This window comes from Candidatus Formimonas warabiya, assembly GCF_002777255.1.
Lineage (GTDB): Bacteria > Bacillota > Dehalobacteriia > Dehalobacteriales > Dehalobacteriaceae > Formimonas > Formimonas warabiya.
This window is the reverse complement of record NZ_CP017634.1, coordinates 1,026,694-1,051,427: the sequence shown is the minus strand read 5'-3', so window position 1 is coordinate 1,051,427 and position 24,734 is coordinate 1,026,694. Positions and strand designations below refer to the sequence as shown.

Annotated in this window: 26 protein-coding genes; all 26 read right to left on the bottom strand. The window is 42.4% G+C overall.

What is annotated here, in order from left to right:
* Positions 1-40: 40 nt before the first annotated feature.
* The 26 genes from dapA to DCMF_RS04830 all read right to left on the bottom strand — a co-directional run bounded on the left by dapA (position 41) and on the right by DCMF_RS04830 (position 24,330).
* Positions 41-919 (bottom strand): 4-hydroxy-tetrahydrodipicolinate synthase, encoded by an 879-nt coding sequence (dapA, locus tag DCMF_RS04955; protein WP_335582386.1) that lies wholly within the window; start codon positions 917-919, stop codon positions 41-43.
* Between the two features lie 11 nt (positions 920-930).
* The gene (dapG, locus tag DCMF_RS04950; RefSeq protein WP_148133395.1) at positions 931-2,151 is read right to left on the bottom strand and encodes an aspartate kinase; all 1,221 of its coding nucleotides are present in this window, start codon (positions 2,149-2,151) and stop codon (positions 931-933) included.
* Positions 2,152-2,161: 10 nt separating this feature from the next.
* A complete protein-coding gene (locus tag DCMF_RS04945; protein WP_148133394.1) occupies positions 2,162-3,178 on the bottom strand; it encodes an aspartate-semialdehyde dehydrogenase in 1,017 nt (338 codons plus the stop codon).
* 39 nt (positions 3,179-3,217) lie between these two features.
* A complete protein-coding gene (locus DCMF_RS04940) occupies positions 3,218-3,805 on the bottom strand; it encodes a dipicolinate synthase subunit B (RefSeq protein ID WP_148133393.1) in 588 nt (195 codons plus the stop codon).
* 40 nt (positions 3,806-3,845) lie between these two features.
* Positions 3,846-4,742, bottom strand: coding sequence for a dipicolinate synthase subunit DpsA (dpsA, locus tag DCMF_RS04935; protein ID WP_148133392.1), 897 nt, complete (start codon positions 4,740-4,742; stop codon positions 3,846-3,848).
* Positions 4,743-4,830: 88 nt separating this feature from the next.
* A complete protein-coding gene (gene dapB / locus DCMF_RS04930) occupies positions 4,831-5,634 on the bottom strand; it encodes a 4-hydroxy-tetrahydrodipicolinate reductase (RefSeq protein ID WP_148133391.1) in 804 nt (267 codons plus the stop codon).
* A 208-nt stretch (positions 5,635-5,842) separates the two neighbouring features.
* A complete protein-coding gene (locus DCMF_RS04925) occupies positions 5,843-6,100 on the bottom strand; it encodes a YlmC/YmxH family sporulation protein (protein ID WP_148133390.1) in 258 nt (85 codons plus the stop codon).
* Positions 6,101-6,165: 65 nt separating this feature from the next.
* Complete coding sequence (gene dut / locus DCMF_RS04920) at positions 6,166-6,615, bottom strand: dUTP diphosphatase (protein WP_148133389.1); 450 nt, start codon at positions 6,613-6,615, stop codon at positions 6,166-6,168.
* A gap of 11 nt (positions 6,616-6,626) precedes the next feature.
* The gene (locus tag DCMF_RS04915) at positions 6,627-7,889 is read right to left on the bottom strand and encodes a M16 family metallopeptidase (RefSeq protein ID WP_148133388.1); all 1,263 of its coding nucleotides are present in this window, start codon (positions 7,887-7,889) and stop codon (positions 6,627-6,629) included.
* 58 nt (positions 7,890-7,947) lie between these two features.
* On the bottom strand, positions 7,948-9,069 hold the full coding sequence (locus tag DCMF_RS04910; protein WP_148133387.1) for a D-alanyl-D-alanine carboxypeptidase family protein: 1,122 nt from the start codon (positions 9,067-9,069) through the stop codon (positions 7,948-7,950).
* Positions 9,053-9,781, bottom strand: a complete 729-nt coding sequence (locus tag DCMF_RS04905; RefSeq protein ID WP_148133386.1) for a polysaccharide deacetylase family protein — start codon at positions 9,779-9,781, stop codon at positions 9,053-9,055. The genes DCMF_RS04910 and DCMF_RS04905 overlap by 17 nt, the downstream gene beginning before the upstream one ends.
* 150 nt (positions 9,782-9,931) lie before the next feature.
* Complete coding sequence (locus DCMF_RS04900) at positions 9,932-12,088, bottom strand: polyribonucleotide nucleotidyltransferase (protein ID WP_148133385.1); 2,157 nt, start codon at positions 12,086-12,088, stop codon at positions 9,932-9,934.
* Between the two features lie 194 nt (positions 12,089-12,282).
* Entirely contained in the window at positions 12,283-12,555 is a 273-nt protein-coding gene (rpsO, locus tag DCMF_RS04895) for a 30S ribosomal protein S15 (protein ID WP_214659099.1), read from the bottom strand.
* Between the two features lie 131 nt (positions 12,556-12,686).
* Positions 12,687-12,908 (bottom strand): hypothetical protein, encoded by a 222-nt coding sequence (locus DCMF_RS04890; RefSeq protein WP_148133384.1) that lies wholly within the window; start codon positions 12,906-12,908, stop codon positions 12,687-12,689.
* A 90-nt stretch (positions 12,909-12,998) separates the two neighbouring features.
* Positions 12,999-13,949, bottom strand: coding sequence for a bifunctional riboflavin kinase/FAD synthetase (locus DCMF_RS04885; RefSeq protein WP_148133383.1), 951 nt, complete (start codon positions 13,947-13,949; stop codon positions 12,999-13,001).
* A gap of 60 nt (positions 13,950-14,009) precedes the next feature.
* A complete protein-coding gene (truB, locus tag DCMF_RS04880) occupies positions 14,010-14,915 on the bottom strand; it encodes a tRNA pseudouridine(55) synthase TruB (protein ID WP_148133382.1) in 906 nt (301 codons plus the stop codon).
* A complete protein-coding gene (locus DCMF_RS04875) occupies positions 14,915-15,889 on the bottom strand; it encodes a DHH family phosphoesterase (protein ID WP_148133381.1) in 975 nt (324 codons plus the stop codon). The genes truB and DCMF_RS04875 overlap by 1 nt, the downstream gene beginning before the upstream one ends.
* Positions 15,879-16,241 (bottom strand): 30S ribosome-binding factor RbfA, encoded by a 363-nt coding sequence (gene rbfA, locus DCMF_RS04870; RefSeq protein ID WP_148133380.1) that lies wholly within the window; start codon positions 16,239-16,241, stop codon positions 15,879-15,881. Before rbfA ends, DCMF_RS04875 begins: the two co-directional genes overlap by 11 nt.
* A 15-nt stretch (positions 16,242-16,256) precedes the next feature.
* Positions 16,257-18,947: a translation initiation factor IF-2 gene (gene infB, locus DCMF_RS04865; RefSeq protein WP_148133379.1), complete on the bottom strand. Its 2,691-nt coding sequence runs from the start codon at positions 18,945-18,947 to the stop codon at positions 16,257-16,259.
* 23 nt (positions 18,948-18,970) lie between these two features.
* Positions 18,971-19,282, bottom strand: a complete 312-nt coding sequence (locus DCMF_RS04860) for a L7Ae/L30e/S12e/Gadd45 family ribosomal protein (RefSeq protein ID WP_148133378.1) — start codon at positions 19,280-19,282, stop codon at positions 18,971-18,973.
* Positions 19,272-19,562, bottom strand: coding sequence for an RNase P modulator RnpM (gene rnpM / locus DCMF_RS04855; protein ID WP_148133377.1), 291 nt, complete (start codon positions 19,560-19,562; stop codon positions 19,272-19,274). The genes DCMF_RS04860 and rnpM overlap by 11 nt, the downstream gene beginning before the upstream one ends.
* A gap of 13 nt (positions 19,563-19,575) precedes the next feature.
* Positions 19,576-20,625, bottom strand: coding sequence for a transcription termination factor NusA (nusA, locus tag DCMF_RS04850; protein ID WP_236860192.1), 1,050 nt, complete (start codon positions 20,623-20,625; stop codon positions 19,576-19,578).
* Between the two features lie 49 nt (positions 20,626-20,674).
* Positions 20,675-21,142, bottom strand: coding sequence for a ribosome maturation factor RimP (locus tag DCMF_RS04845; RefSeq protein WP_148133376.1), 468 nt, complete (start codon positions 21,140-21,142; stop codon positions 20,675-20,677).
* Between the two features lie 335 nt (positions 21,143-21,477).
* Complete coding sequence (locus DCMF_RS04840) at positions 21,478-21,651, bottom strand: YgaP family membrane protein (RefSeq protein WP_148133375.1); 174 nt, start codon at positions 21,649-21,651, stop codon at positions 21,478-21,480.
* Positions 21,652-22,584: 933 nt separating this feature from the next.
* Positions 22,585-23,244 (bottom strand): hypothetical protein, encoded by a 660-nt coding sequence (locus DCMF_RS04835; protein WP_214659098.1) that lies wholly within the window; start codon positions 23,242-23,244, stop codon positions 22,585-22,587.
* Between the two features lie 204 nt (positions 23,245-23,448).
* Positions 23,449-24,330 (bottom strand): DUF4238 domain-containing protein, encoded by an 882-nt coding sequence (locus DCMF_RS04830; protein WP_148133373.1) that lies wholly within the window; start codon positions 24,328-24,330, stop codon positions 23,449-23,451.
* Positions 24,331-24,734 lie beyond the last annotated feature (404 nt).

Genomic DNA, 24,734 nt, shown 5'->3' with positions numbered 1-24,734 from the left:
TCCACTAAAAGGGAAAATATCACATAGAAAAATTTTTATTTTATATTAATTGATATTGTTTCAAAAGTTTTTCAATAAAGGACCTTTCTTTTTCGGAAACAGCAACCATGGGCAACCGAAACCCGCCTAAATCCCAACCCATTAAATTTAAGGCAGTCTTTACAGGAATGGGGTTGGTTGTAATAAACATACCCCTGAATAGATCAAACAGCTCTAAATGGATGTTTAAGGCTTGTTGAATATTTCCTGCTTGAAAGGACTCAATCATGATTTTTATTTTTTTGCCTACTAAATGGGCCACGACACTTACCACGCCGGAACAACCTAATGCCAGCATGGGCAGGGTTAGCGAATCATCCCCGGAATAAATAGCAAAAGTATCGCCCAGCCGTTTTCGTAATTCGGAAACCTGATCCATGGCTCCGGTTGCTTCTTTGATGGCTATAATATTATCCATCTGGGCCAACCTTTGAACCGTCTCAGGAAGCAAATTGCTTCCGGTCCGGGACGGGATATTGTAAAGCATAATGGGCAAAGGAGTGGTGCTGGCCACAGCTTTAAAGTGTTGATAGAGTCCTTCTTGAGGAGGCTTGTTATAATAGGGTACCACTAATAATAATCCGTCCACACCAATCTTGGTGGCGATTTCGGACAGTTCCACGGATGTCTTGGTCTCATTATCGCCGGTACCGGCAATCACGAGTCCTTTACCATCTACCGCTTCTTTGACTGCGGTAAATAAATCTGCTTTTTCCCCAAAACTCATGGTAGAGGCTTCACCGGTAGTGCCTGATACCACAACCCCATCAGACCCGTTTTCCATAAGGAATTGAGCAAGCTTTTGCGCCTGCGCAAAATTAACTTTTCCGTTTTCCTTGAACGGTGTAACCATGGCGGTAATTACTGACCCAAAGTTCACGGTTATCCACCTCATCCTAATTGAAATTTTTCGTGTAGCGCCCTGACCGCTTTTTTCATGTCATCTTGCGGAACCAAACACCAGATGCTGGTATAGGAATCTGCCGTTTGCAGAATTCTTACACCTTTTTCTGTCAAGGCCTCTACAATTTGGGCCATTACTCCGGGCACGCCGGTCATCCCTGCGCCAACTGCCGCTACTTTCGCGCATTTGGCATTGATAGACACATCAAGACCGAACCCCTTCAGAATGTAAACCGCTTTATTCTGATCGGACTCTTTCACCGTAAAGATAATTTTTGTTTCACTGATGGTAATGAAATCTAAGCTAATTTGCTCCTGGGCAAGAGATTGGAATACCTGCAAAGATAATTGCTGATCTTTTGTCGGGTTGTCGATGATAAATTGGCATACATTCGGTTTTTGGGTGATTCCTGTGATCGTACGGTCATTTTTAATGTCGGTGACCAGGTTGCCTTTAGACCCACCATTTGTGACCCAGGTTCCTTCGGCATCCGAGAATGTACTGAGAATCCGGAGCGGGATGTTGCCTTGCATGGCAATCTCTACTGCCCTGGGATGAATCACCTTGGCCCCTTCATGAGCGAGCTGGCAAATCTCGTTATATGTAACCTTTTCCAAAGTTTTGGCATTATCGACGATTTTGGGATCCGCTGTTTTAACCCCGTCCACATCGGTATAAATGTCAACTCTCTCCGCATTCAGGGCAACACCTAAGGCAGAGGCTGTGGTGTCACTTCCCCCCCTTCCCAATGTTGTGATACGGCCATCTTTGGTTACTCCCTGAAAACCAGCCACGATCACTACTTTATCATCATCAAATTCCCGGAGAATTTCTGCCGGTTTCACCCGGATAATCCGGGCATCGCTGAACCGGTCGTCGGTAATGATGCCTGCCTGCCCCCCGGTAAGACAGGTGGCATCGATGCCATTTGCTTTTAATTCGCTTACCATGACCACACCGGAAATGATTTCTCCACAGGCCATTAAAAGATCCATGTCCTTTTTGGAGATTTCCAGATCGTTTTCATCACCGACCAATCCCTTTAAGGTATCCGTAGCATAGGCAGCACCCATTCTGCCCATGGCGGATACCACAACAGCTACTTTATACCCTTCCTGTAAGGCGGAAGAAATTTTGCCCACTACCAGTTTCCGCTGCTCACCGGTGGCGACAGACGTACCCCCAAATTTTTGTACCAGAATTTTCATTTTGTCACCTCTAAATCAGGTTGTCTTTGATTAGTAATTCAGCAATTTGCACTGCATTTGTGGCTGCACCTTTTCGTAACTGGTCCGCTACGACCCACAACACTAAACCATTCCCATTGGGGCAGGAGATGTCTCTCCTAATCCGCCCCACGTAGACTTCATCAGTATCCGACGCATATAAAGGCATGGGATATTGTTTGGTGGCGGGATCATCAACTACAATAATGCCTGGAGCCCCTTTCAGAATTTCCTTCGCTTCTTCCGGGGACAGGTTTTTTTCCGTTTCAATATTTACCGCTTCTGAATGACTGCGGAAAACAGGCACTCTCACTGTGGTGGCACTAATGGCAATATCGCCGTCATGAAACATCTTCCGTGTTTCATTTACCATTTTCATTTCTTCCTTAGTATAATCCCCTTCCACAAACACATCAATATGGGGAATCAAATTAAAGGCAATTTGATAAGGAAATATTTCAGGTTTTACATCCTTTTCGCTCATAACCTGTTTCACTTGTTCTGCCAATTCATCAATCGCTTCTTTTCCCGCACCGGAAACCGCTTGATATGTGGACACAACAATTCTCTTAATTTTGGCCGCATCATGTAAAGGTTTTAATGCCACTACCATTTGAATGGTAGAACAATTGGGGTTGGCAATAATTCCTTGATGCCACCGGACATCTTCCGGATTGACCTCAGGTACCACGAGAGGTACTTTGGGGTCCATGCGAAAAGAACTGCTGTTGTCTATGACCACGGCACCTCTTTTGACCGCTTCATGAGCAAATTCTTTACTGGCCGATCCTCCGGCAAATAAAACTATGTTCATGTCCTCAAAGGACTCAGGAACAGTGGCCTCAACCAGATATTCCTTTCCCTGAAAAAGGACTTTTTTTCCATGGGATCTTTCTGTAGCCAAGAGCTTTAATTCCTGCACGGGAAAATTTCGATTGGCTAATATTTTTAGAATTTCCTGTCCTACTGCTCCTGTTGCACCAACAATTGCCACATTATATCGTTTCACAATAGTCCCTCCAAATTTTTTCCGGATCCATATTCTAGTTTAGTATTGTACTAGCAAAGGCTGTATTTGTCTACCCTGGAGGCTTTCCATAATGGTATCGGAAATTTTCTCCATATGTGCGACCAAGGAGTTCGCTTTGCTCATGGGGCTATCCTGCCCAAAAGGAACCAAGTAAATGTTTTTTGTATTTAATAAGATACCGATGTTGTAAGCACCAAAACCTAATCCATCATTGGTCGAAATGGCGACAACCACTGGTTTCTGATTTCGTAAAACCGCCTTTGCTGCCATCAGGGGCGGAGAATCAATGATGCCGTGGGCAAGTTTTGCCAGGGTATTTCCCGTACAGGGTGCGATGACCACCAGATCTAACAATTTTTGGGGTCCGATGGGCTCGGCATCAACAATCGTAGTAATAAGCTGATGATTGGTAATTCTCTCCAAAGAGTCTTTCCAAGACTGGGCCGTACCAAAACGAGTATCTGTATTGTTCACAGAACCCGATAGAATGGGATAAACTTCTGCGCCTTCCTCTGTAACCAGCTTTTCCACTTCTTTGATTACTTGCCCAAGGGTACAGTGAGAACCGGTAAGAGCAAAGCCAATTTTCTTACCCATTAAACGCATTTCCAGCACCTCCAAATCGCTGACGCACGTACTTGAAAAATTAACCGGATTTGGAAAACCAAGATTCAAGCAAAACTGGATAGGCTTTGGCCAGTATTTTTCCTGCGGTCACTGGAGCGACTTTTCCGGGTAATCCCGGAGCCAAACACGCGTTTACACCTAATTTTTTTGCTGTTTCAAAATCTGTTCCCCCCGGACTTGAGGCCAGATCAATGATCCATGCGCCTTCTTTTAGGTGAGCGAGAATGGATGCGCCGATCACAGGGGCGGGTACGGTGTTAAAAATAACGTCTGCCTTTTCCACGTATTGAGAAAGGTCCTGAAGCTCTTTCACGTGGTAGCCTAATACCCGGCATTTTGCCAATTGGGATGGGTTCCTGGCCGCAACAGTTACCTCGGCGCCTAAGCCTTTCAACATCAAAGAGAGCGTCTCAGCAACTCTTCCATAACCGATGACCAGGGAATGAGAACGATGAATGGTAATCGGTAATTTTTCCATGGCCAATTGAATCGCACCTTCAGCGGAAGGAACAGAATTAGGAATGGCAATTTCATCTAAGTCTGCTACTTCAATGAGCACAAAATCAAATTGATCTGCCAGGTTTTTCAGGTATGGAGAAGCTGCTCCCACAAAAACAGGAATACCTGGAGGAATACCGGCAAAATTGTCCGGAGATACAATTATTTCCTGGGTCATATGCTTGGCGAAAAGCATCCCTTTGTTGCTTATTCCCGGCATAGGCAGAATGATAGCATCTACATCTCTCATTGCTTCCGAAATAGAATCCAATAATGGGATACCCACCGGCAGTAATGAAGCTGGAAAACCAAATACTTTGAGATGATAACCCTGATCATGAAGGGCTTTTAAGAGAATTATTTCGCGATCATCTCCGCCTAGAATAGCCAAACGTCTTTTTGGGGTATCTGGATGCATCTCCATCCCTCCAGAATAAAGAGGCTCGTAACTAATACCAATATATGAGCATCAAACAAGGGAGGTGCTTGGATATAATTTTTGTTTTCTACCAGAGCAATTTTTCTAAGCCATAAACCACTCCCTTCATTTTCAGGATATTTTTCAGTGCCAACAGGACACCTGGCACAAAAGACTCCCTCGTGAGGGAGTCGTGCCGGATCGTCAGGGTTTGTCCCACACCGCCAAAAATCACTTCTTGATGGGCGACTAAACCGGGCAAACGGATACTGTGCACGCGCATTCCCTGGAATTCTCCTCCCCGGCAGCCGGAAATTCTTTCAAATTCATGGGAAGCACCTTGGTGCACTTCCTCTCTTTCTTCGGCAATCAGTTCCAGCGTTTTCACGGCCGTACCGGAAGGAGCATCCATTTTTTGATCATGGTGTTTTTCAATGATTTCCACACAAGGAAAATAGCGGCTGGCTTCCTTGGCAAATCTCATCATTAATACAGCGCCCAAAGCAAAGTTCGGCGCGATGAAAATAGGGGTGCCGTTTCTTTCCGAAAGAGCACCAATCTCTTCCATATCATGGCCGGTTAATCCGGTAGTGCCAATGATGCTGGCAACTTTATGGTTCATGGCGGTGCGGATGTTTTTCATAACTGCTTGCGGATTGGTAAAATCAATCATGATATCAGGTTTTTTATCTTTCATTACCTGCTCGAGATTTTCCTCCACATAAATTTGCACAGGCTCTCCGCCGGTAAAAAATCCAATGTCTTTTCCTAAAAACTTAATATCAACAGCCCCAACTACTTGAATGTCAGGTTCGTTGATAATTCCGGCCAAAATGGTTTTACCCATTTTTCCGCTCACACCCGTTAATATTACTTTGATTTTTTCCGACAATGCGAAATCACAACCTCCCTAAAAAATGTATAACTAGTATTATTCCATGAAAATAAAAAAAATCCTGGTTACATCTGCATTTTTTACCTGAAAAATAATTTATATTTCTTAAAATAAAAAATGCCCCGGGTTATTGTGCCGGAAAGGGAGACGCACAAATAACAACCCGGGGGGAAAGATTTAAACCGGTTTTCGAGGTCCTGAGCCGTTACCACATCTTACTGTGAGATTCATCGATATCAACAACAATTACTTCAGATCCCACCTTTTTTATGGAGGCCCATGGGATTATCAGCTGTTGTTTTTGAAACCATAAATTAAAGACACTACTTTTGTTCGGTAAAATAATGGATTCAATATCTCCGGAAAAGGGGTCAATCACCAAATCCGAGTCTCCCACAGTTCCTAAAATCCCTCCATCGTACACATTAACAATTTTTTTTCCGATTAATTCACTTAATTTCATCCCATCACCTTCTCTTTATTCCTATAACAATGATATGAAGATAAAGAGACAGGTATGCTTCTAAATTACCAGCCGGTATGGCCAAAACCACCGGAATTTCTCTCTGTTTCATGCAGGGAGAGGGTTTCCGCCAGTTCTACTTTGGTAATTTCGCTCACCACGAGTTGGGCAATACGCATTCCTCGGGTCACCAGGAAAATGTTTTTACTAAAATTAATCAGAATTACTTGGATTTCCCCCCGGTAATCCGAATCAATGGTTCCAGGGCTGTTTAATACGGTAATGCCATGTTTTAATGCTAAACCACTCCGCGGTCGGACCTGACCTTCATAACCAAAAGGCAATTCAATTTTTATTCCTGTGGGCATCAGCTGAAAGTCCCCCGGTTTGAGCTCCCGGTCATGATCAATGGCGGCTAACAGATCGAAACCGGCGGCTCCTGCGGTCTGGTATTCAGGTTTGGGCAATCCTTCATAATGATGGCAATAGTTTATTCCAATTTTTACGGTACCCAATGCCTTTCTCCTTACTTAATTTTTTCCACCAGGGTGGATAAATGGAAAGCCGGTTTTTCCGGGCCCACGGCAGCAAAAGCACATTTTTCAAAATCAAACACTTGACGGGCCGTCTCTATCACTACTTCATGGGAAACTTTCATCACAGAATCTACAATTTCTTCCGGGGTAATTAATCTGCCAAAACTGATTTCCGATTTCCCTAATCGGTTCATCCGATTGCTCACGTTTTCCAAGCTTAAGAGAACGGTTCCCTTAATGTGTTGTTTGGTATTTTCCAATTCTTGTGGTGTGATGCCATTTCTTTTGATGTCGGAAATTTGTTTGAGGATGATTTCCGTGACTGCCTGGGAATTTTGCAGGCTTGTACCGGCATAAACCCCAAATATTCCACTATTAGAATACCCGGAATGATAGGAGTAAATGGTGTAGGTCAGTCCCCTTTCTTCCCGTACCTCCTGAAAAAGACGGGAACTAATCCCCCCGCCCAGAACATTGTTCAGTACGGAGAGAGCATAAATATTGTCGTGCTGACTGGAAAGGCCCGGCGTACCTAAACACAGATGCATCTGCTCAATATCCTTTGCCACGAAGGAAGCGTCGCTAAAAGCTTGCGGCTCATTTAAGGATGGGGGTTGAAACTGACCGGAAAGCGGGGAGAATAGTTTCTCCAGTTTTTCTAATACTACCTCCCGTTGAATTTTACCGGCAATGGCAATCACTACATTTTGGGGTACATAGGTTGATTGATAATAAGCAATTAATTGATCCCGGGAAATATTCTCCACGGATTTGGAAGTGCCGATGATGGACTGTCCCAACGGATCCTGGGGCCAGAGGGTACGTGAATAAACATCATGAACCAGCTCATCAGGAGTATCTTCATACATTTTAATCTCTTCCAAAATCACGTTTCGTTCTTTATCCATTTCCTCAGCCGAGAAAAGGGAGTTTAAAAACATATCCGCCAGAATATCTGCGGCCAAGTCAAAATGATCACTTAATACTTTGGCATAGTAACAGGTGTGCTCTTTGGAGGTAAAAGCGTTAATTTGACCTCCTACTGCTTCAAGACTTTCTGCAATTTGTTTGGCATTCCGGTTTTTTGTTCCTTTAAAGAGCATATGCTCGAGAAAGTGAGAAACCCCATGGATCCTTTTATCTTCGAACCGTGATCCGGTCCCCACCCAAATGCCGAGGGATACGGAGTGGACAAACGGCAGTTCTTCCGTTACCACGCGAATTCCATTGGATAATATGTCTTTATATAGCATTTTCCCCTCCTAAAATACGTTATCCCTTTTATTGTTCTATGAAGGACGAAAAATTCCTTTAAATCACAAGCTGGCAAAGCCTTTTTAATTTTTCCCATAAAGTCAGTCTTTCCGGAATGCTTTCATCGGCAACGATATTTATGCGTGATAGGAGCCCCCGATTGTTGTCCAGAACATCAATATGTCCTAAGGATTGCCCCTTTTGCACGGGAGCGGCAAGTTGTTCTTGAATAAAAATTTCAGTCTGGGGCACTTTCGTTTGCTGTTTGGGAAGAACGACTGTCTCATCCTGAGAAATAATTACTGCTACGGTTTTTTTCATGCCGTTGATCACAGGTACTGTTCTAATCAGATCACCTCGGTGAAACAAAGTTCGAGAGGAAAAATCCTCTAAACCATAATCCAGAAGCTTGGAACTGTCCCCGAAACGATCAGGGCTGTTTAAAACGACAGATAAAAATTTCTTTTCTCCTCTTTCCCCTGCGGAAACCAAACAGGGTCCCGCAGACACAGTGGTACCTGTCTTGATGCCGATGCACCCGGGATACTGCCAAAGTAATTTATTCGTACTCTTTAAGTATCTTTTTGAAGTTCCCTGGCCAATGGTCTGATAACGGCTACCGACTACAGCGGAAAATTGGGGGTTTTGCATGGCATATCTGCTGATTAAGGCTAAATCATAAGCAGTAACATAATGATCCTTTGCCGGGAGCCCATTTGTGTTTACAAATTCACTACTCCCCGCTCCCAGTATTTTTGCTTTTAAGTTCATCCACTGTACAAAAAGGGATTCACTGCCTGAAACATTTTCCGCGATGGCTACACAGGCGTCGTTCCCTGAACAGATTAAGGCTCCTTTCAGCAAATCCCCAAGCAGTATTTTTTCCCCTGCTTTTAAGTGGATGGATGCCTCACCAACAGAGGCAGCTTTGGGAGACACGGCGCATAATTTATTTGTATTTCCCATGTCGTAAGCTAAAATAGCCGTCAAGACTTTCGTCGTACTTGCCGGGGGTAAGGGATCTCTAGAATTCCTTTCCCATACTACCTGTCCAGTTTTCATGTCCATTAAAACAGCAGCTTTTGCTTGAATGACCGGTGCGGACGCCAGTACGGGCAAAGAAATCAGGGAAAGGGTAAAAAGAAATAAATAAAAAAGGAATCTATTCATGATGATCATCTACAATACTCTCGGATACGGTGACAAACTGATATCCTTGTTTTTTTAATTCACTGATTAAAGCCGGGAGAGCTGCCACCGTTGGTTTCGTAGGATGCATCAGGACGATAGCGCCGTTATGGGCCTTCGTTAATACTTTATTGAGAATTTGCTCTGGCGGAGGATTTTTCCAATCGATAGTGTCGATGCTCCACAAAATGGTTTGATAGCCTAATTCATGGGCTGCCTTTAATACATGGGCTTGGCTTTCTCCGGAAGCGGGGGCATAAAGTACTGTTTGTTTGCCGGTCACAGATTGAATGATTTGGGCTGCTTTTTCGATGTCTGCCTTGTTTTCTTCCAATGACATGCCGTTAGGGCTGTCATGCTTATAGCCATGATTACCGATTTCCTGTTTGTTTTCCCCAATCGATTTTGCTAATTCAGGAAATTTTTCTGTCCACCGTCCTGTTAAAAAGAAGGTGCATTTAATTTGATGGGTATTGAATACTTTTAACATTTCCGGGATATATTCTTCTCCCCAATCCACATTTATGGCAAAGCTGATCTGTTTCTTTTCAGCACTGCCTTGGTAAATGGGCGTTATTTCGGTCGTAGGAACTACTAAACTGTGGTAAATATAGTTGCTGATCAGGTATCCGATCAGTAATAGAATTAGTACGCCGACCATCCCATTTGTGACCTGTTTTTTCGTTAAGTAATAGACTCTCATGTGATCCCCCCCCATTTTTTAGTTTATGTTATTCGGGGAAGGAAGAAATTATGAAAGGTAAATGAAAAAGCACCAAGGGTGCTTTTTAATAAGTAGTTTTATTTTTGGGTGTTCTTGAACCTCCGTAACCGGGTCCCGGATTCCCCGTGATTATGATTCACTTTCTTTTTGTTGATCTCGCAATACTTCTTTTCGGGATAATTTAACCCGACCTTGGTTATCGATGCCGATGGCCTTCACCAGGATTTGATCACCTTCTTTAAGCACATCTGTTACCTTTTCCACCCGTTTATCCGAAAGTTGAGAAATATGAACCATACCGTCTTTCCCCGGCAGGTCTAATACTCCGGGAATGATTTCTACAAAGGCGCCAAAATCCATGATTTTGATCACCTTGCCCAGATAGGTACGGCCTACTTCCACTTCCTGGGTAATGGCCTCGATAATCTTTAAAGCCTTTTCTCCCGCAGCGCCGTCGATGCTGGCAATAAAGATCCGTCCGTCATCTTCAATATCAATTTTGGCGCCCGTATCTTCCACAATCTTTTTAATAATCTTACCCCCGGCTCCGATCACATCTCTAATTTTGTCCGGATTAATCTTGGTTCTGATAATCCGGGGAGCATAAGGGGAGAGTTCTTTGCGCGGTTCGCTGATGACTTCAAGCATTTTCCCGAGAATATGCATTCTGCCTTCTTTCGCCTGTGCCAACGCCTGGGTAATTACTTGACGGTCAATCCCGGCAATTTTAATATCGATTTGAATGGCGGTAACCCCTTTGGCCGTCCCCGCTACTTTAAAATCCATATCTCCTAAGGCATCTTCCATTCCTTGAATGTCGGTCAGCACGGTGATATGGTCCTCATCTTTGATTAGTCCCATGGCAACACCGGCCACAGGGGCTTTAATGGGTACGCCCGCATCCATTAATGACAAAGTGCTGGCGCAGACACTGCCCATAGAGGTTGATCCGTTGGACTCAATGGCTTCTGAAACCAAACGAAGGGTATAGGGAAAATCATCTTCTGAGGGGATCACAGGTTCCAAAGCCCGTTCCGCTAAAGCACCATGACCGATTTCACGCCGTCCGGGTCCCCGGATCGGTCGCGCTTCCCCCACACTATAAGGCGGAAAGTTATAATGGTGCATGTATCGTTTTGATTCTTCCACACCTAATCCGTCGAGAATCTGTTCATCCCCGACTGCCCCTAAGGTACAGGCATTGAGAATCTGGGTTTGACCCCGGGTAAAGAGAGAAGAACCGTGTGTTCTGCTTAAGATACCTACTTCCACGGTAATGGGACGGACTTCATTAATCTGTCTGCCGTCAATGCGAATTTTTTCCCGGGCAATAATGCGCCGGACCACTTCTTTTTCAATCCCATCTACCAGACCGGCGATTACTTTTACGTCTTCGGGATATTGTTCTTCAAATTGAGCGAGAATACCTTTTTTTATTTCTTTCAGATAGTTTTCTCTGTCCAATTTGCTCATTTTTTCTGCAGCACATTTATGCACGGCTTCAGAAATCATATCCACCGCCACGTCTCGCACTGCTTGTTCCAACTCTTCAGACGGTTTGACCGGGACGAATACCTGTTTTTCTTTAGCCAGTCCTAATTCCAGGGCTTCGTTGCGAAAATCCTCAATGAATTGCACAATTTTTTTTATTTCTTCATGGCCGAACATAATGGCTTCTAAAATTTCTTCCTCCGGGACTTCCAAGGCCCCTGCTTCCACCATATTTACGGCATCTTTCGTTCCAGCCACCGCAATATGCATATCACTCTTGACAGCTTGCTCTACCGTGGGATTGGTGATCAGTTTCCCGTCCACTCTTCCCACAATCACGCTGCCGATGGGTCCTAAAAATGGAATGTCTGAAACATGCAACGCTGCGGAAGCACCAATAATGGCTGTAACATCCGGAGGGCTGTCTTGGTCGACAGACATCACTGTTGTGACAATTTGCACATCATTTCGATATCCTTTGGGAAATAAAGGCCGGATCGGCCGGTCAATGATGCGGGAAGACAGGATCGCCTTTTCGCTGGGTCTTCCCTCCCGTTTAATGAATCCTCCGGGAATTTTGCCCACGGCATATAATCTTTCCTCATAATCTACGGTAAGAGGAAAAAAATCAATACCTTCGCGTGGTTCTGATGAACCTGTGGCAGTAGCGAGAACCATTGTGTCTCCATAAACGGTAAATACGGCACCGCTGGCTTGTTTCGCCATTCTACCTGTTTCCAGGGTGAGGGTACGTCCCCCCAGTTCCAAACTTTTTTTAAAATAATTGTTTTGCATAGAAACTAAATTAAACCTCCTATTTTGCCAGTCTCTTTCTTTTTTCTTTATTTTTATGTACATCTTCGACACGTATGATATTATTTCCTTCTTATGGCAATACTATAAGTAAAAATCTAGAAAAGCTTCACTTTTCGTTTTATGAGATCTGAAAAAACAAAGAGCGGAAAAACCGCTCTTTGTTGTGTGCACAGTTATTTACGCAAGCCAAGGGCTTCGACAATCTGACGATATCGATCAAAATTATTCTTTTTCAGATAGTTTAATAACCCCCTGCGCTGCCCAACCATTTTTAACAAGCCTCTGCGGGAATGGTGGTCTTTTTTATGCTTGTTCAAGTGTTCATCATTAAGATGGTTGATCCGTTCCGTGAGGATAGCAATTTGCACCTCAGGAGAACCGGTATCGGTGTCATGGATCTTAAATTTTTCAATAATCTCATGTTTCTTTTCTGGAAGCATGGTCACAGCACTTCACCTCCTTTTTTCAATATGATCACCGCCAGCCAAGAAAAGCGTCGGAGTGTTCGCAAATCCTAGCATGTGGTTAGCCAATTTGGCACATCCAAATTATACTTTATTTTCTTTTCGATAGCAAGCTACTTCCCAATAATTGTGATCACTAACCGGCCTCCAGGGATATCTTTCGCCACGATATCAAAAATACGGCCCGATTTCGCAAAAAATCCTCTAAACCTTGTTGCGGTAGGAATACTTCCAGGAATTAGCTGAGCCGCTGTAATAATATCATCAATGGTCAGGCTTCCCTGCCGGTGATCTCGAAGTCTTTTTTTAGCATGGCTGGTAATAATCACGCGCAAACTATTCACCTTCTAAATAGATTGCTATTCGAACAACTATTACCAAATATTTATGAAAAACTTCTTTTTATTATACCTCTCACCCATCCCCTAAAATAACATGGAATAACTTGTCGTCCGGAGAATGCTTCGTGCTAAATCTACATCATGCTGGATTTGGGACGTCAATTGATGCAGTCCGGAAAATTTTTTTTCCGGCCGCAACCGTTCAATGAAGAATACCCGCATGCTTTTTCCATAGAGATCTAACCGTTGATCTAAAATGTGGATTTCCACACTTTGCAGAAGATCATGACCCAGGGTAGGCCGGTTTCCAATATTCGCCACACCATCATAAGAGGCGCCGTCAATTTTTACTTTCACCGCATAGACACCGTTCGCAGGTATGATTACGCCTGGAGAAACATCTAAGTTGGCGGTAGGAAATCCTAATTGCCGTCCCACTTGGTTACCGGGAATGACCGGCCCGAATAAACTATAGGTATATCCTAACAATAAATTTGCCATTTTGATATTGCCGCAAAGTAAAAATTCTCTAATATTGGTGCTGCTTACGGTAACATGGTGTTCTTTCACTTCTGAGATAATATTCACCTCACACCCTTGTTCCAAACAGATGGATTGGAGCATGTTCGGGTTGCCTGCTGCTTTCCTGCCAAAAGTAAAGTTATAACCCACAAAAATACTTTTTGCCCGCAGGCCGCGCAACAAAATGGTCTGGACAAATTCTCCCGGAACCATATCAGCGATCTCTTTGGTAAATGGAAAAGGGATAAAAAAATCAACGCCTAATCTTCGAATTAAATTTTCCTTTTCTTCCGTTGTATTCAACAGCAGAAGATTGTGCGCCGGTGCTAATATTTTTAACGGATGGGGGTGGAAGGTAAATACCACACTAATTCCGTCTTCCTTGTGCGCTCTGTCAACGAGTTTTTTAATGAGTGTTTGATGTCCTTGATGCACCCCATCGAAGTTTCCTAAAGCTACTGCTACGAAACCAGGTGCAGAAGGAAATTCTTGCAGTCTGGTAACTACTATCACGCAACTCTCCCCTTATTGAAGAAACAATCATCTATGGAACAGGATCATCTAAAAAAGGAGTTATCCAAATACTTTTTCCGGTTTAAATATAAATACCCCCTCCGTGGTATGGATAGCATGTCCCACAGCCAAGAGCCTATTTTCCTGGTTTTCTACCCGGTATAATCGATCTTCCCTAAATTCACTTCCCGGTAAAATAAAGGAGTTGCCATGAAGAACAGCATTTGCTTGATCGTCGCTCACCGTGATGGGCGGAAAAAATAAAATTCCTTCCTGCATGGGGCGAACAAAAGACAGGTTGTTTTTTCCCGCTAAACGGGTTATTTCTTCAATGGTTAGGGAATCCTCTATTTTGAAAGGGCCTGATTGGGTCCTGATCAGGAAAGACAGATAGGCCCCTACCCCCAGTTTTTCGCCCATATCATGGCATAGGGTGCGGATATAGGTTCCTTTGGAACAAACAACATCAAAAATTACGCTGGGATTGGGCAAGTGCCAGTGACTTTGGAAAACTGCAATTTTATAGATAAAAATTAATTTTGGTCTTCGTTCTACTTCAATTCCTTCCCGGGCTAATTGATAGAGCCGGGTTCCTCCTATCCGGCCAGCGGAAACCATGGGCGGAATTTGCCTAATTTCCCCCACAAAGGAGGGGATTAAGTCCAAAAATTGCTCAAAACGCAAATCTGTACATGCTGATTCTCTTTCCACATGGCCATAAGCATCTTGAGAGTCTGTGCTCAAACCAAAGGTGATTTCGGCGCGATAACTTTTGGGCCTGTTTGTGACATATTCCGCTAACCTGGTTGCTTTACCGACACAAAGAGGCAGAACACCGGCCACTCCCGGGTCTAAAGTGCCTGTATGTCCAATTTTTTTTATGTTTAATATTTTTCTCATCAAGCTTACTGCATCATGAGATGTCATCCCGGGTGGTTTGAGCAGATTGATAAAGCCGTCCGTCATCAAAATTCCCCCAAAACCATACGCGTTTGATCAAGTACGCGGGAAACAGCTCTTTCCAAGGGACCATCCAGGGTGCACCCGGCAGCTAGCTGATGTCCTCCCCCACCAAAAAAAGAAGCAATTTTGTTCACATCATATCCTGTGCGACAGCGCAAACCCACTTTAACGGTGCCGTTTTCCATTTCTCTGAATAATAAGCCGATTTTTACGTTTTCCATCGATATGGGATAATTTACCACACCTTCACAGTGTTCCGACTCTGCCTGAAGCTGGTTCATGATCTCTTGATCCAGATAGGTCCAGGCGATTTTTCCCTCTGACACAAACTGAAGCCGCTCAATAGCTACGGCAACTAACTGTAAATTCTTCCAGGATTTGCTTTCATAAAGTTTTTCCCGAATCTGGGACAGATCTATGCCTTGCTCCAGCAGACAGGCGGCAGTTTTCAGGGTTCGAGAGGTAGTATTTTGATACTGAAAGGAACCGGTATCCATGACGATCCCTGTATATAAAGCGGTAGCCGTTTCGATGCTTAGGTTTAGCTGCATTTCTTTTAGCAAAAAGTAGATAATTTCTGCTGTGGCTGCTGCTTCCACATCCACATAATTGTATTTTCCGAAAAACTTGTTGCTCACGTGATGATCGATGCTAATTACCGGAATCTCCCTGATCCAGGGCTGAAACCAATCATCACCCACTCTGGAAAAATCTGTACAATCTAAAAAGATGGCTAAATCTGACGGCACGGTGAGGGCCGCGGGAAAGATTATTTTATTGCTGCCCGCTAAGAACCGATACATGTCCGGTACTTTGTCCTGCATCACCATGGTCACATTTTTACCTAAAGATTCTAAAGCCAAACCTAAACCGATCACGGACCCGATGCTGTCCCCATCAGGGAGAACATGAGCCGTGATCAGGATATGCTTGCTTTTTAAGATTGTTTGGCAAATTTCTTGAAGGCTACTGTTCATCTTTTTCCTCTTCCGGAATCACATCGGCTAGAATTTTGGATATTTTTGCCCCGTGGGCAATGGAATCATCATAAACGAAGGTGATTTCGGGGGTATACCTGAGCTGGATGCGGTGGGCGATTTCCCGCCGAATAAATCCGGAAGCACTCTTCAAAGCAGCCATGGTATCTTTGACGGTTGCTTCACTCCCCAACACACTGACAAATACCTTCGCATGCCGTAAATCCCCTGACACATCCACAAAAACGACGGAGACAAAACCCACCCGGGGATCTTTGACGTGGTTTTTAATGACATCGGAAATTTCTTTTTTAAACTCTTCAGATAACCTGCCGGAACGATATTGGACCATCTTCCCAACCTTCCCTTATAGTTCTCGCTTTGCTTCTTCCATAATGTATGCTTCAATGACATCGCCAATTTTTAGGTCATTAAAGTTTTCTACACCAATCCCACACTCGTAACCGGTTAAGACCTCTTTCGCATCATCCTTAAACCTTTTCAGAGAATCAATATGGCCTTCATGGATCACGATACCGTCTCGAATCACCCGTACACCTGCTTGACGGGTAATCTTGCCTTCCGAAACGTAACTCCCTGCAATTACACCTACTTTAGGAACCTTAAAAGTGGCCCTTACTTCCGCGTGGCCAATGACCACTTCTTTATAAGAAGGTTCCAGCAATCCTGCCATGGCGGCTTTAATGTCGTCGATAGCATCATAAATCACCCGGTACAGCTTAATATCAACCTTTTCGTTTTCCGCAGCCTTTCTGGTGTTGGCATCGGGCCGAACATTAAAGCCGATAATGATGGCGTTTGATGCGGCAGCCAGCATCACATCGGATTCGGAAATGGTGCCTACTCCACTATGAATGGTATTGACCCGGACTTCACTGGTAGAAAGATTGGTTAAGGATTGACTCAGGGCTTCAATGGATCCCTGAACATCAGCCTTAATAATAATGTTCAGGTCTTTCACGTTCCCTTCGGAAATTTGTTTAAACAAATCGTCTAAACTTACCCGGGCGGTTTTATTTAAATCTTCTTCCCGTTTTTTGATTTGATATTTACCGGCAATGTAACGGGCGTCTTTTTCATCTTGTACCCCGACAAAGGGCTCACCCACCGGAGGGACATCCGAAAAGCCCAGTACTTCTACAGGGGTGGAAGGGCCTGCATTCTTGACCCGGCGTCCCTTATCGTCAATCATCGCCCGCACTTTACCAAAGGCGGTTCCGGCCACGATATTATCACCAATTTTCAAGGTGCCTTTTTGCACCAAAACAGTTGCTACCGGCCCCCGTCCTTTGTCAAGCTCCGACTCGATCACAGTTCCTCTGACGATCCGTTCCGGGTTTACTTTCAACTCGCCCACTTCTGCCACAAGCAAGATCATCTCTAACAAATGACTAATTCCCTCATGGGTTTTTGCAGAAACCGGCACCATAATGGTCTCTCCTCCCCATTCTTCTGCGACAAGCTGGTGCTCAGTGAGCTCTTGTTTGACCCGGTCGGGGTTGGCATTAGGCTTATCCATTTTGTTAATCGCCACAATGATGGGCACCTTGGCGGCTTTTGAGTGATTAATGGCTTCTACTGTCTGAGGCATCACCCCGTCGTCAGCGGCGACTACAATAATGGCGATGTCCGTAACTTGGGCCCCTCTGGCCCGCATCGCCGTAAATGCTTCATGGCCGGGGGTATCCAAAAAGGTGATTCTTTTATTATTCACTTCTACTTGATAGGCCCCAATATGCTGGGTAATCCCTCCAGCCTCTGTAGCAGTGACATTTGCTTTGCGAATGGCGTCTAAAAGAGATGTTTTTCCATGGTCCACATGACCCATCACAGTGACCACAGGAGGACGTTCTACTAATAATTCCTCATCCTCATCCTCTTGGTCCTCCATCATTTCCATGGTCTTATCCAGCCGGATTTCCACGGGAATACCAAATTCCTGACCGATTACAACAGCAGTTTCCGCATCAATTTCTTGATTGATGGTGGCTAATACGCCTAGTTCCATCAGTCTGCGAATCACCTCTGCACCGGTCTTTCCCATGCTTTTCGCTAATTCTTGCACTGTAACCGTTTCCCCAATCACCACTTTTTTGGGTGTTACCGGCTGCTGCTCCATCTTCTGGGCAAAAGACCCTTTCTTCCTGTTTTGGTTCTTGCGCTTTCCCCCAGGTCGAAAGCCATCTTTATCCCCATGTTGGTAAGAAGTAAACCGGGGATTTTTTGCTTTCGCTTCATGGTCCTCATCAAAATCTTTTTCCCCAAATTTGAACGGTTCTTTTGGCTTGGGCACGTTCTTGGGAGCGCCAGGCTTGGTAAGATTCGGAGGGATCGGTCCCCTATCCGGCTTCTTTTCTTGTTTGGGAGGAAAAGGTTTAGAACCGGGGCCACCAGTATTCTCATTATTTCTGTTTCTAGAATAATCAGGCCTGTTTTGGTGATTAACCCGAGAGTTATCAGGTCGATTCTGGTGATTAGCCCGCTCCTGATCAGGTCGATTCTGATTATTAGGTCGACCTTGGTCAGGCCGGTTTTGGTAATTAACCCGTGGCTGATCAGGTCGATTCTGATTATTGGGTCGCCCCTGGTCAGGCCGATTTTGGTAGTTAACCCGTGGCTGATCGGGCCGATTCTGGTTATTGCCCCGGAAGTTATCAGCCCTGTTTTGGTTATTGCCCCGGGAATAATCAGGCTTGTTTTGATTATTTACTCTGGTATTGTCAAATCGCTGAGGATTTTTATGCTCCACCGCCGACTGGCCTGGCTTGTTCCGCTCCTGGCTATATTCTGTTTTATGAAAAGACTTGTTTTCTTGACGTTGCTCGGGTTTCTTGGCACCAACTTCAAAATTTTGAACATGGTGATCCGTTTTTGGGGGATTAGGTTTAACCATTTCCCGTAAAGAATCTGCATATTTATCATCAACCGTACTCATATGATTTTTCAGCTCTAATCCCATTTTACCCAGGCGACGAATTACTTCGCGACTTTCCATCGATAATTCTTTCGCTAATTCATATACTCTTAGTTTACCCATGAAACCACCCCCATTGTTGTTACTCAATGAACCACCTGAAGAATCATTTTCCGCATTTCATCGGCAAAATGCTTATCTAATATTCCGACAGTGGCCCGTGGTGACTTACCAATACTAGTACCGATATGCAACTTCGATCCCCATACCAAACATTCTACCCCATAAAAACGACTCAAGGATTTCATCTCTGATTTCGTGTGTTCAGACGCATCTTCAGAAACCATTACTAAAAAAACTTTTTTCTGTTTGATTGCGGATGCACAACCAGTTTCCCCGGAAATAATCTTTCCTGCTCTTTGGGCAAATCCCAATAATGCATATAATTTATGGCTCATTTAGGGGTAACGGCTCCTTTGGTAGTTGTTCTTTTAAAGTAGCATAAATATCAGGAGAGATTTTAGTCTTTAAGGATTTTTCCAATCCTTTCGATTTTATTGCTAATTGCAGACAGTCTGCATTCGGGCAAACATAAGCTCCTCGCCCTGCCTTTTTCCCGGTAACGTCAATGAGTACCATTTCTTCCGGAGTTTTCACTACTCTGATGAGGGACTTTTTGTTTTTCATTTCTTTACATCCCACACACATGCGCTGAGGAATTTTTTTTACCCGTATCAACTAAAATTCCTCCTTATTCGTTATTTTCTTCTGCTTGTGATTCACTCTTAATGTCGATCTTCCACCCGGTTAATTTTGCTGCCAAACGGGCATTTTGCCCTTCTTTGCCGATGGCCAAAGACAATTGATAATCAGGAACAACAACTTTGGCAATTTTTTCAGAAAGATTGACATGAACGGACAAAACCTTTGCCGGACTTAAAGAGTTTTCCACAAAAACGACCGGGTCGGCACTCCACTTGACAATATCGATCTTTTCTCCCCTCAATTCATTGACAATAGCCTGTACCCGCATACCCTTTGGACCAACACAGGCCCCGACAGGATCAACATTTTCATGCTTGCTGTATACAGCTATCTTGGAGCGGGCGCCGGCTTCCCGAGCTACGGATTTAATTTCCACAATCCCATCATGAATTTCCGGGACCTCTAATTCAAATAATCGTTTTAATAGGCCCGGATGGGTACGGGATACCAGGATTTGAGGCCCTTTGGTTGTTTTTTTTACTTCCACAATATATGTTTTTATTCTGTCGCCTTGGTTGTATTGTTCCCGGGCAATTTGTTCCGTGGGCATGATTACTGCTTCCGTCTTACCCAGGTCGATAAAAACATTTTTCATTTCGTGCCGCTGGACAATCCCGGTCACAATATCTCCTTCGCGATTAATAAATTCATCATAAATGATGGTTCTTTCGGCTTCCCGAATCCGTTGAACCACTACCTGTTTTGCAGTTTGGGCAGCAATCCTGCCAAATGTTCGGGGTGTTACTTCTGTTTCCAGAATATCAGTGACTTCATAACTGGGTCTTAATTTTCGGGCTTCCTCAATACTAATTTCCAGTCTGGGATCTTCGACTTCATCGACGATAGTACGCCGGTTATAAACATGAATTTCACCAGTGTCCCGGTTGATTTCTACCCTGACATTTTGAGAGGAACCAAAATTTTTTTTATAAGCGGAGATTAAAGCTGCTTCTATTGCTTCAATCAGTACATCAAGGGCAATACCTTTTTCTTTCTCCAACTCCTTTAATGCCTCAATAAAATCGACATTCATCATTGAACCTCCTTATTTAGTTTTAAAAAAATACGGATTTCAGCCCATTAACTTAGTTAAAATCAAAAACTAGCTTTGCTTTGGCTATTTCATCCATATTAAATAATATTTTTACCTGGCCCGCCATCAGAGCAACTTGACTGTTTTCGATTCCCAAAAGGATCCCCACATACTCTTTTTGATTGTTTTTGGGGCTAAATAGTTTAATTTCTACTTTTTTCCCCTTAAATCTGTCAAAATCTTTGGCATTTTTTAAGGGCCGCTCAATACCGGGAGAAGAAACCTCCAATAAATAAGCCTGGGGAATCGGGTCTGCTTTATCTAATTCTTCCCCCACCAAATTGCTCACCCATTGACAATCATCCAGATCAATACCTTCTTCGTGATCGATAAACAACCGTAATACCCAATGATTACCTTCCTTTTGATATTCCACATCAACTAATTCATATCCGGCAGGTTCAATAAGGGGAAGAACTATATTTCTTACCAGGTTTTCCACTTTGGATTCTTTCAGCATGGTATTCCTCCCTGACAGAGCTGAATAATTTGGTTCTAGACCATATCTTTACCCCAGTACTTGGGATAATATTCTTTTTTGGTGCATTTCCTGTTCGGGAAAAAATGAACGCTATTTTTAAAGGAAAAAGTGGGTCGGAACCCACTCTGATCCACGCTTCTTCAGATTAATACCAAACATACTATAACACAAAATGGAAATCATGACAAGACGAATCGAAAATAAAAAACAGCTAGTCTAATATTAGCTGTTTTATCCACTGGTCGGAATGACTGGACTTGAACGTTCTAAATCAATTTTTTTCGGGTAGACCACCCTAAAAGGTCTAGTACTAGTCAATAAGCAATAATTCCTTCAAGAATTGTTGACCCGCCTACTGCTGCAAGAATCGCTACTGTCCATGATGGCCATTTGTAAAGGACAGGGATAACAATCAATGCAGCACCCATTACCAAACGGACAATCTGGTCTATGTAGCCAACATTTCTCCTAAGATATTCGTCTTTCACTTTGCCGACCACCTCCTGCAAGTATCCTGATGTTATTCTATCCCGCAGAAGAACTTTTACAAGTGAAAATTAAAAATTTTACTCTGATCAAATATATTCCTCTAGGGCTCACCAGCCTAACCCCTAAAGCTTATTGGTGTTATTGACACGTTCAGTCGGCATGCAAAGAGATGCAGCGGAAAAATGGCAAATTTGTTTTAAATAATACCGATCGATGGTATTTATTTTTTTGCCTTCTGGTAGAATAATATTAGAACTTTTATCAGAAGTTGATAAAAAGCCAAAAATAAAAGAGCCGCAAAACATTGCGGCTCTAAGAATTTCCTGGTCGGAGCGACTGGACTTGAACCAGCGGCCTCTACCACCCCAAGGTCGTCAAAGGCCAAAAAGTGGGTATTTAAACAAAATTAAAAACTATTAAATGTGCTCTACATTCCTTGTGTACCAAGGATTTCCTGGGATTCTTCTTCCTAAAGAGACTCAAAAATTCTTAATCAATTCTGGAATGATGGTTGAAAAAATGGTTGAACTTTTTTGTAAACTAACGCCTTATAATAGGAAGAAATATAAAGTAGCTTCCTATTTCTCTGCTGTTGGGCACTTACTACCTCATCGCCGGCACGAGATTTCTTTCCTAATTCCTAAATCACGCCCGCTAGAACCTGAATCTAGCTACTGTGCCATTTAATCCCTTGATTGCAGCCGCTAAATGCTAGTATATCAATGGTTTTATTTTTGAGTAAACAGTTTTGGATCCACCAAAGAGGATTTTTTGATATGTGGACTCAAGTGCCAGGAGGTATACCTTTTTAACCTGGGAAAAGGATGATTATATCCACCTTTTGATTTGGAAATACGCTGTTAAAATAAATACAATCATTCATATTCAGCCGTCGCCATGGGCGCCGCCCTAAATCCCCAAAGCTCCGTATTTTAGATATTAGTTTTTCGACCATACATAATCTTATAATACTTTCCGTTTAACTCGTCCATAATTTCATTATTAAATTTATTATAGCTACTTGATACTATACATACTGAACCATCTTCGTTAGTGATATCTTCTCTTTTTCTGGCCATGATTTCTTCATCAATTTTCTTTATAAAAAGCTCCATTACAGGCAAATTTCCATTTATTGCTTTCTTATATTCTTTAAAATGAAACGATTTATCATTAATTATATGTTTTAGATTACATACCCTTTTATAAATTCTATCGTAGATGTATTTTCGATGTGTATTATTCGCAAACATGAAATCAATGTTACCATATGACATATCCAAGGCTGTATAATCGAAATCATTTATTTTAAGGACTATATCCATAGTATACTGGGGATCACCATTATTTTCAAAGCGGTTAAAATTTGCTATAGCTTTTAAAACATAAGTATAAAATTCTTCAAGTGTTTTCATTCTTTCTATTTGATAGCCAATTATTGATAAAATTAATGCAAGTACACCACTCGAAAAAATACCAATAAAGATATTTACCCAAAACCCAACATTATATTTATTGAAAATGAAAGCAATTATTATCGAAAAAACACATATTATCACCATTAAGATGATGTTATATTTGTGTATCTTCAAATAATTATCCTCACTAACCTTAGAATTTACACTGGCTTAATCCACCCCAGGGCGGCGCAGCTTTTGCACCAATTTCATATAAAATCTCTTGGATTTCCAAAGTTTGGTTACTATATTCATTCATATTCTCTCAAATTTTGGGAATATGTTATTAGACCAAGTCCTTCTCTTTCTTTAAAAAATTACCCGAGCAAATATTTCTTGTCAGTTATTAAAAAAGCCGGATATTATCGGTAACTTTGAAAACACAAATGTATGAGCCTGTTTCAATTGCAAGGAATTATATAATAATATACCGACCTTATTTAGATCTATGATTGGTTGATGTGTTAAATACCTAAGTTTACCAGTAAAAAAATCAAAATATATGCATAAGCAATATTTATCATTTAAAGGGAATACCCATGTTTTTACAGAAATACCATTCGCAAAATTTGTTATTAACTCAATTATAGGACTATCTGAGGTAACCAAAGGAATCTCTATGTCATTTCTACCAATTTGCCAAAGATAGTTTCCAATAAGGTTTACTTCATCATTTAGCTTATATATATCTAAATAATTAATTATCTGTTGAAAAATACTATACTTCTGGGCGTCAGCGACTAACTGCTCTTTGGAGTAATCGCTTCTTTCTTTAACTGTTTGCTCTCCTAAAGATAACCCTTCTTTATAAAGATCCTGCCGAAACTTCTTAGTTCTATAGAACTGAAGTAATATGAATACACCTATCCACATTCTGGTTTCTTCTTTATATAAAAAGTTTATTAAATTATCTTGATGATCATTGTTACATATAGAGATTAAAGTATCCAACAAAGGAAGTGCTACACTTTCAAAGTTTCTAAACCATTTTTCATCAGAATTAAAATCACTATATCCCATCTCCGTTTCGAATTTCTTCGCATCATCTGGAGGTAATTCATAAAAATAATTTTCCGAGGCTACATTTCTAATATTGGTTATAAACTTTTTATCATTTAATTTATTTAAACAGTGTATTTGGGTCATTTGTTGGTCAAAAGTAAAGTTCTTTAAATAACCTTGAGGTACGTAGTGTTGGTTTTTCGTGCAATCGTTTTCTATCTTACCTTCCTCCTAACCAATTTGATAAGCAGTGCCTTGGCCTAACTCTTGCATTGGGAACCCAAGTGCTTTTTATAGCGTAAAATAGTGTAATTTACATATTGAATAAAGTGTTTTTGCTAAACTCCCATAATACAGTCAATGATTAACAGCATATTTCCACATTAATCACCAAATCCCTCCAGCAATACAATAAAGTCTGTAAAATTTGGGAAGTATTTCTGAAAATTTTTTTGATGGGGTTCGCACTACCCAGCCGAGATGATCATGTGACCATTAGGCCAAATTCCCAAGCGCTTGGTAATTTGAGTTATTCTTAAAGTAGATTTATTGATTATCACTGCTCTTATCTATCTCCATAACAAATTTTACTTTACAGGTATGTCTTTGCGGGTCTATAATAT

Excerpts from the sequence above, each read along its gene's own strand:
- dapG (WP_148133395.1), bottom strand. The coding sequence starts at position 2,151 with ATGAAAATTCTGGTACAAAAATTTGGGGGTACGTCTGTCGCCACCGGT.
- DCMF_RS04940 (WP_148133393.1), bottom strand. The coding sequence starts at position 3,805 with ATGCGTTTAATGGGTAAGAAAATTGGCTTTGCTCTTACCGGTTCTCAC.
- dpsA (WP_148133392.1), bottom strand. The coding sequence starts at position 4,742 with ATGCATCCAGATACCCCAAAAAGACGTTTGGCTATTCTAGGCGGAGAT.
- DCMF_RS04925 (WP_148133390.1), bottom strand. The coding sequence starts at position 6,100 with ATGAAATTAAGTGAATTAATCGGAAAAAAAATTGTTAATGTGTACGAT.
- DCMF_RS04915 (WP_148133388.1), bottom strand. The coding sequence starts at position 7,889 with ATGCTATATAAAGACATATTATCCAATGGAATTCGCGTGGTAACGGAA.
- DCMF_RS04910 (WP_148133387.1), bottom strand. The coding sequence starts at position 9,069 with ATGATCATCATGAATAGATTCCTTTTTTATTTATTTCTTTTTACCCTT.
- DCMF_RS04905 (WP_148133386.1), bottom strand. The coding sequence starts at position 9,781 with ATGAGAGTCTATTACTTAACGAAAAAACAGGTCACAAATGGGATGGTC.
- DCMF_RS04900 (WP_148133385.1), bottom strand. The coding sequence starts at position 12,088 with ATGCAAAACAATTATTTTAAAAAAAGTTTGGAACTGGGGGGACGTACC.
- truB (WP_148133382.1), bottom strand. The coding sequence starts at position 14,915 with ATGACGGACGGCTTTATCAATCTGCTCAAACCACCCGGGATGACATCT.
- DCMF_RS04875 (WP_148133381.1), bottom strand. The coding sequence starts at position 15,889 with ATGAACAGTAGCCTTCAAGAAATTTGCCAAACAATCTTAAAAAGCAAG.
- rbfA (WP_148133380.1), bottom strand. The coding sequence starts at position 16,241 with ATGGTCCAATATCGTTCCGGCAGGTTATCTGAAGAGTTTAAAAAAGAA.
- infB (WP_148133379.1), bottom strand. The coding sequence starts at position 18,947 with ATGGGTAAACTAAGAGTATATGAATTAGCGAAAGAATTATCGATGGAA.
- DCMF_RS04860 (WP_148133378.1), bottom strand. The coding sequence starts at position 19,282 with ATGAGCCATAAATTATATGCATTATTGGGATTTGCCCAAAGAGCAGGA.
- nusA (WP_236860192.1), bottom strand. The coding sequence starts at position 20,625 with ATGATGAATGTCGATTTTATTGAGGCATTAAAGGAGTTGGAGAAAGAA.
- DCMF_RS04845 (WP_148133376.1), bottom strand. The coding sequence starts at position 21,142 with ATGCTGAAAGAATCCAAAGTGGAAAACCTGGTAAGAAATATAGTTCTT.